The sequence below is a fragment of the Motilimonas sp. E26 genome, assembly GCF_021278025.1.
Taxonomy (GTDB): domain Bacteria; phylum Pseudomonadota; class Gammaproteobacteria; order Enterobacterales; family CBDFNC01; genus Motilimonas.
In genome coordinates, this window is the sequence record NZ_JAIBHJ010000017.1 from 84,452 (window position 1) to 91,112 (window position 6,661).

Consider the following 6,661-nt stretch of genomic DNA (forward strand, 5'->3'; position numbering starts at 1 on the left):
TTGTGCTGTTGGTACTTGGAGCGAAGGTACAACATACTTCAATTTTAAGTAAATACACGACTATTCCCATTATTTCTAGACATAGTTATGCCTCTTAAATTGAAGATTGAAAGCTCACTAGAGCTTTTTAAGAAAGAAGGCTTTCATGCTTATTTGTGCATCTTGTACGCTCTTATGTTTTTGTTGCTTAGCCTAACCTTTTGGTCAAAAACAAGGAACATAATGCTGTTAAAGTGGCTAATAAGACGAGGACACACTCTTAAATCTACAATCCAAACTAGCTCCCGTTTCTTAAGCAGAGTGCACCAGCTAACTAAATTAGAAAGTAAAAGATGCCCTGCTCTTGTTATTAATTTCATCGTAAGCAGATAATATTTGATGTATATCCCAGTTTTTCGTGATCCAAATTGTATATGCGACACAAGATAGGTGCCAATTGAATGAGCTTCGATCTTCTAGCTTATTGTAAACATACTCCCTCGCCACCAGATAGCTTATCTTCAAGCTTGGATAATTTTGAAAACAGATCTCATCTTCGACAGCATTGTTCCCTACACAGTAAAATAATGCTGCATAGCCATAGGGAGAGATAGGTTTACTCGTTGGTGTACCAGTGTTATGGTTAGTTAACCAAATTTCCAGCTCTCTTTCCTCGCTCAGTTTCACCTTAGAAGGCACAGGCAACCCATCTATTTTAGACAGCCCCCACCAGTATATTAGCTGCGGTGAAGTAGCAAGAATAAAGGTAAAAAATAAGAGACTCAGTATTAACTTTTTCATTGGTTACTGATCCGTTTTAGCACTCTAAGCATCACTTCCTCTGCTGCGCCTTCGACACGCTGTTACAAATCAACTCTCTGATCCATTGATGGCCAGGCTCATCGTTGTTGCGCTCGTGCCACAGTAAAACATAGGCCATTGGGGCAAAGTCAAACGGCAGGGGGATTTGCTTTAGTGGGTAAATTTTTTGTGCGTGCGCAACAAAGCTGGATGGCAAAGTAAACACCAAATCGCTGTAGGCACACACACTAGCAGCACCGTAAAAATCTGGTAAGGTGCTAATAATATTGCGCTGTTTATCTTGCGCTGCTAAAAAATAATCCAGCGCCCACCACTCTTTACCCTCACAGCGCACTTGCACATGGTTTTGCGCTAAATAGCTTTCAAGCGTCCATAAGTCCTGCTCGACTAAGGCGAGTACGGGATGATTTTCACGCACTAAGCAAATTTGCCGATCAACAAATAGAGTCGCGCAAGCAACGCCTTCGGGTAAGTCATCTACCTTCAAGCGGCTATCATCGGTGAGATCTCGCCCAGTAATCGCAAAGTCTAACTTGCCCTGCTGCAACCCTTGCATCGAGTTTTCTGCCCAGCCAAAAGTATCAAGACGAATATGAGGCGCTTGTTGTAATAACGGGCCGATGTAGTCAGGCAGTAAAGTGGCATAGGCACTTTCGACCATGCTAATGGAAAAGTGCCGCTCGCTACTGGCGGGATCAAAGCTGGGCGCAAGGGTTAGTTGATGTAAACTTTGCAGCAAGCTCGGCAGCTGCTGTTTTAATTGCAAGGCATGAGCGGTGGGTTTTAAACCATAAGCCGTGCGAGTGAACAGCGGGTCTTCTAAGCTGCTGCGTAAACGATTGAGGCTTTTACTCAGAGCTGATTGGCTCAAATGCAAGCGGATCGCGGCGCGAGTAACGCTCTCTTCTTCAAGCAGCACTTGTAGTATGACTAATAAATTAAGGTCTATTCGAGACAGGTGATCTGTATTCATTGTAATGCCTATGGGATCCCGTTTTATTTCAACCTAGTTTTTAAACTCAGTTATTCCAAACCAGAAAATCTTTATTGAAATAATGCCATTTCTGTTCATACCACGCATCTATTAAACTGCGCGCCTACACCTTAAAAGAGCATGTTATGAGCCGCAAGTTATTACCTATTTTAATGTCAATGGTGGTATTAAGCCCGTTAGCCATCGACATTTACTTACCTTCAATGCCTGAAATGGCGGCGGAGTTCAGTGTTTCTGACACCCAAATTCAGTCGACTTTAGTGCTATTTATCTTGGCCATGGGGATCGGGCAAATTTTGATTGGCCCCCTCGCCGACCGCTTTGGCCGCAAACCCATCGCGCTATTTGGTATCAGCTTATACATTCTGAGCAGCTTATTAGCCGTGTATGTCAGTGAATTTCAATTCTTGCAACTGGCCCGAGTACTACAAGGCATTGCCGCTTGCGCTACCTCAATTGTGGTGTTTAGTGCGGTGCGTGATAGCTTTTCCAATCAACAAAGTGCGCAGTATTACAGTTATTTAAATGGCGTAATTTGTGTGATCCCCGCGTTAGCGCCCACTTTAGGCGGCTTGCTAGCATTACAATTTGGCTGGCGCTCAACCTTTATGTTTATGATGGCTTACGCCATTATGGTACTAGTGGTGGTGGCGTTAAAATTACCTGAGACGCGCCCAACTAACACCATTACAAACGGCCCTTTATACCGTTGGAGCCGCTATCAACCTGTGCTAGCCAACAGCCATTTTGTGTTTTATGCCCTGACATGTATGTTCGCCATGGCCGCCATTCTAACTTATGTTTCTTATGCACCAAGCTGGGTGATCAAGCATTTAGAAGTTTCAGAAATGACCTTTAGTACGCTGTTTGGTATTAACGCGCTGATTAACATCACCGCTTGTTTTACCGCGCCTAAAGTGATTAAAAAGCTCGGTAACCGCAGCACGGTGGTATTGGCATTATGGCTAATGTTGGCCTCAGGAGTAATGCAACTGATCGCGCAAATGTTGCCCAGTTCAAGCGGCTTACTCTCTGCCATTTATTTTATGACGCCGATGTTGCTGCTATGTATTGGCTTTGCGCTGCTGTTAGGCCCAGCCACCAGCATGGCATTAAGTGGCTTTGGCGAACGTGCAGGCACTGCGACCGCGATGCTTGGGTGTATGCAAATGAGCGGCGCAGCACTGTTAACCGGGCTGGTACAATTAACCGATTTAAGCGCCCCCTATGCCAATGTTTTAATGCTAGGTGGCGGCGCGATCACCTTATTACTTACCATGGCTATACCACGCCTTGGTCATTGGCATCATGAGCGACTAGAAGTCGCTTAATCCATCAAATTACTCACGTAGAAGCGCAGCGATTTCCTCATTATATTCGTTGATTTCATTAACAAGGTGTTGTCGCTGCGTCTGACTTAATAGATTATTCATACTAAGTAGAAATTGGCGATACTTGAGCACATTCGCTTGATGGCGAGTCTTAAGCTGCTCACTGCGATAACCCTCGGGAGTGAGTAAGTCTTCTGCTAAACGTAATTGCTTTTGCTGATCGGGTGCTTGGATGAGTTCAAGCAACTGAGTTTTCAACGCTGCTTGATAGCCTGAGCGATAGTCAAGCCACAACATGCGGTTATCCAAATAGTCATCAAGTGCGCGACTGGCGAGTTGTTCTTGCGCCACATTTAGGGATCCAAGCCAATCATTCAGATCACTTGTTAATTCATCAAGGGCTTGCTCTTTTTGTTTTTGCGGTGACTTAGCGAGCTCTTTTAACAATTCATCACGTTTCTCAGCATTACGCTTAGCCAGCTCGGCAAAAAGCTGCTCCACCTGCTCCTTGCTTAACATAGGTGCCAATGCCACCAACTCAGGTACTACTTTTTGTTTAAGTCTTTGCCAATGCTCACTTATTTGTTGATGATGATATTCCAGCCTAGCCATAGTCAACTTTTGTTCAGCAACATCCTGTTGTAACTCTTTGAGGTGAGCTTGGTATTTAGGTAATTCTTGATAGCGATGCCACAGCTGCCAGTCGTAAAGTTTTTGGTCAATTACCTTTTTTTGCTCTGATGTTAATTCAACATAGTCATCAAGATACCAGTAAGCCAACCAAGTTAAATTGTTGTAGGTAAACTTAGTTGAGCAACCAGTCATCACTAGTACCAAGGCAATCAACAACGCTTTTTTCACAACAAAGGCTCCCATGCAACTGACGAATTGAGGTGAAACCTCATCATTTATAACATTACGCCGCCAAGCTTATTTTCGGTCAAATCTTGCCTTAAGGCTGAAAACGATAGTGCCCAGTAATGGGGTAATCAAACAGCATGCTCTCTCGTCGTGGTCCATAACCGATATTGTGCACCACCCAAGGCGTATCACCTTCACTATCGGGCGCGGGTACTAAAATGCCAATATGGGGTAAATTGCCTGGCAGCATCCAAGAGACTATATCGCCCGCTTGATAATCAGCCCCATTTTGGCTGATAGGTAACACTTGACCGTGACGGCTAAAGAAGGTTTGCAAGTTCGGCACACGGCGATGGTCAATATTGCGATCGGTGCGCGTTAAGCCCCAAATACGTTTCGACGGATACGCGCTAAAATTAGCCGCCATATCTTGATGTACTAATTGTTGTAAATCGATGCCGAGGGCGCGGTAGCTTCGCACTAACACGTCAGTACAGACGCCGATATTGGCAGGCACATCGCCATTGGGATAAGGAATGCTGATATAACGGCCGTCATAACGCACCTCTTGTGTGGTGCGATACAGAGCCGCTTCGACTAAGTTATCAGCAAAAGAATTGGCCCATATTGGCTGGGAAAGTAATAAAAATAACAGACCAATCAAATAAAAACATTTCACGGTTCATCCCCTTATCTAACGCACTGCCACTTCAGCTTGTCTTTGTTGCGCATTCTCGACCATAAATCACTGCCTTGAGCTTCACGCCAATAAGGCTGTGCAGGGTTAATGTATTCTTGGACTTCCACCGACACAGAAAACTGCTCTAGACGTAAACGCCACTTCCCTGTTAATTTTTTCATTACACGGCCTCCTTCTCTCACCTTAAGTCCACCAATAACGTACTAAATGAAAAAACACCGGCGCAGCAAAACACACAGAGTCAATACGGTCAAACATGCCGCCATGACCTTCTATCATGTTACCCCAATCTTTCACACCGCAATCACGTTTAATCGCCGACATCACAATACCACCGGCAAACCCCAGTAAGTTTACCAACAAGGCAAATAGTGCGGCCTGCCAAGGCTGAAAGGGCGTAATGGCATATAACGCCGCACCCACTAACATAGAAAGGGCAATACCGCCGACAAAGCCTTCTACGGTTTTTGATGGCGACAGCGTTGGGGCTATTTTTGTTTTACCAAATAACTTACCACATACATATTGCAGCACATCAGATAATTGCACCACTAAGATCAGCCAAGCAATCAGTAATAAATTTCGCCCTTCAAAACCTTTAATATCTAACAGCAACAACGCAGGAATCGCAGAAACACAATATACCGCAATCATTAATCCCCATTGTACCTTGCTGGTTCGCTCTAAAAAACGCGCTGTATCACCACCAAGAGAGGATAAAATTGGCAGCAATAAAAACAAATACACAGGAATAAAAATCACCCATAAGCTGTACCAACTAATGCCAATTAAAAAATACTGCATCGGCAAGGCAAAATAAAATGCCGCGAATAACGCTGGGTAGTCACTGTTACGAGTTGGCACTAAGGTGAGAAATTCACGCAGCGCATAAAACGAGATAAAGAAAAACAAGATGGTCACACCGAAATGGCCAAAATGAAAAGCAATGGCGAGAACACCGATCATCACCCACCAAGCATTGATGCGGGCAACAAGGTTTTCAAGTACTGGGCTTTCAACCACTGGCAACCCTGCTTTGCGATAAACGTGGGCACTACGTAGCTGCAATATTTTGCCAATGGCACTGGCCACACTTAAGAAAATGGCCAAACCCGAGAACAACCAAATCATATCCTGACTCATTGCGCTTCTCCCGGGGCTTGAGCTAATAGTGCGCGTTGCGCTCTGGCTAAAAAGGCGGCTTTATCTTCGTCGCCGTCATAAAGGATCGGCTCACCAAAATTCACCGTGCACAATAAAGGCAAAGGCAAACTGCGACCTTTTGGCATCACACGGTTAATGTTGGCTATCCACACCGGTACGCATTCTACTTGCGGGTGTTGCTGTAACAAATGAAATAAACCTGCTTTGAAAGGAAGTAAAGGGGTTGTGCTTAATGCTGTAGCCGATGTAACGGGTTGCGCGGACGTTGGCTCGGTCAGGTTTCGCGTTCCTTCTGGGAATAAAATCAGCGAGTCACCTTGGCTCAAAGCATCTAGCATAGGTTGCAATGGATTCACTTGCTCATTTTGCTCACTTTGCTCACTTTGGCTTTTTTTGCCACGAGAAATTAGCACACCATTAAACACTTGATGAATAATAAATCGGCGCACCTTGCTTGATTGCCAATAATCGGCGCCAGCGACTGGTCGCACACTTGAGCGTAATTTGGGGTTAAGCGAGGCCCACAATAAAACAAAGTCGCCATGACTGGTATGATTGGCAAAATATACCCTTGCCTTGGCTTTGGTATCAACTTTAGGAACTTGCCCTAACGCCTTCGCACCGGTGACTAACTTAGCAGCCGTGATTATCAGCCACCCCACCAAAGCCCCTAAAGGTTTAATAAAAAATGCCACTGAATGTCCTTTCGAATGAATAAATCATGATTACAACACTAGGGCGTGTTGATCTTTCGCGATGGATTTTTGAGCAGCATGGTAAAGGGTTATAATTTGCTTCGCCAAAAGTAAA

8 protein-coding genes are annotated in these 6,661 nt (G+C 44.7%); 1 reads left to right on the plus strand and 7 read right to left on the minus strand.

The window, feature by feature from the left end; all coding sequences use genetic code 11:
* Positions 1-318 precede the first annotated feature (318 nt).
* Positions 319-780 carry a hypothetical protein gene (locus K1M91_RS14580; protein ID WP_232802779.1) on the minus strand — a complete coding sequence of 154 codons (462 nt, stop codon included), beginning with the start codon at positions 778-780 and terminating at the stop codon, positions 319-321.
* Positions 781-811: 31 nt separating this feature from the next.
* Positions 812-1,774 (minus strand): LysR family transcriptional regulator, encoded by a 963-nt coding sequence (locus K1M91_RS14585; protein WP_232802780.1) that lies wholly within the window; start codon positions 1,772-1,774, stop codon positions 812-814.
* A gap of 146 nt (positions 1,775-1,920) precedes the next feature.
* Here K1M91_RS14585 and K1M91_RS14590 point away from each other — a divergent pair, with 146 nt between their 5' ends.
* Complete coding sequence (locus K1M91_RS14590; protein WP_232802781.1) at positions 1,921-3,126, plus strand: multidrug effflux MFS transporter; 1,206 nt, start codon at positions 1,921-1,923, stop codon at positions 3,124-3,126.
* 9 nt (positions 3,127-3,135) lie between these two features.
* Here K1M91_RS14590 and K1M91_RS14595 read toward each other — a convergent pair whose 3' ends face one another.
* From K1M91_RS14595 to K1M91_RS14615, 5 genes are all read right to left on the minus strand, one after another.
* Complete coding sequence (locus tag K1M91_RS14595) at positions 3,136-3,987, minus strand: DUF6279 family lipoprotein (RefSeq protein ID WP_232802782.1); 852 nt, start codon at positions 3,985-3,987, stop codon at positions 3,136-3,138.
* Between the two features lie 91 nt (positions 3,988-4,078).
* Positions 4,079-4,666, minus strand: a complete 588-nt coding sequence (locus tag K1M91_RS14600) for a DUF1287 domain-containing protein (protein ID WP_232802783.1) — start codon at positions 4,664-4,666, stop codon at positions 4,079-4,081.
* An 11-nt stretch (positions 4,667-4,677) separates the two neighbouring features.
* Positions 4,678-4,848, minus strand: coding sequence for a hypothetical protein (locus tag K1M91_RS14605; RefSeq protein ID WP_232802784.1), 171 nt, complete (start codon positions 4,846-4,848; stop codon positions 4,678-4,680).
* A gap of 22 nt (positions 4,849-4,870) precedes the next feature.
* Positions 4,871-5,830 carry a phosphatidate cytidylyltransferase gene (locus tag K1M91_RS14610; RefSeq protein ID WP_232802785.1) on the minus strand — a complete coding sequence of 320 codons (960 nt, stop codon included), beginning with the start codon at positions 5,828-5,830 and terminating at the stop codon, positions 4,871-4,873.
* Positions 5,827-6,546, minus strand: coding sequence for a lysophospholipid acyltransferase family protein (locus K1M91_RS14615; RefSeq protein WP_232802786.1), 720 nt, complete (start codon positions 6,544-6,546; stop codon positions 5,827-5,829). Before K1M91_RS14615 ends, K1M91_RS14610 begins: the two co-directional genes overlap by 4 nt.
* Between the last annotated feature and the right edge of the window lie 115 nt (positions 6,547-6,661).

Excerpts from the sequence above, each read along its gene's own strand:
- K1M91_RS14580 (WP_232802779.1), bottom strand. The coding sequence starts at position 780 with ATGAAAAAGTTAATACTGAGTCTCTTATTTTTTACCTTTATTCTTGCT.
- K1M91_RS14585 (WP_232802780.1), bottom strand. The coding sequence starts at position 1,774 with ATGAATACAGATCACCTGTCTCGAATAGACCTTAATTTATTAGTCATA.
- K1M91_RS14590 (WP_232802781.1), top strand. The coding sequence starts at position 1,921 with ATGAGCCGCAAGTTATTACCTATTTTAATGTCAATGGTGGTATTAAGC.
- K1M91_RS14605 (WP_232802784.1), bottom strand. The coding sequence starts at position 4,848 with ATGAAAAAATTAACAGGGAAGTGGCGTTTACGTCTAGAGCAGTTTTCT.
- K1M91_RS14610 (WP_232802785.1), bottom strand. The coding sequence starts at position 5,830 with ATGAGTCAGGATATGATTTGGTTGTTCTCGGGTTTGGCCATTTTCTTA.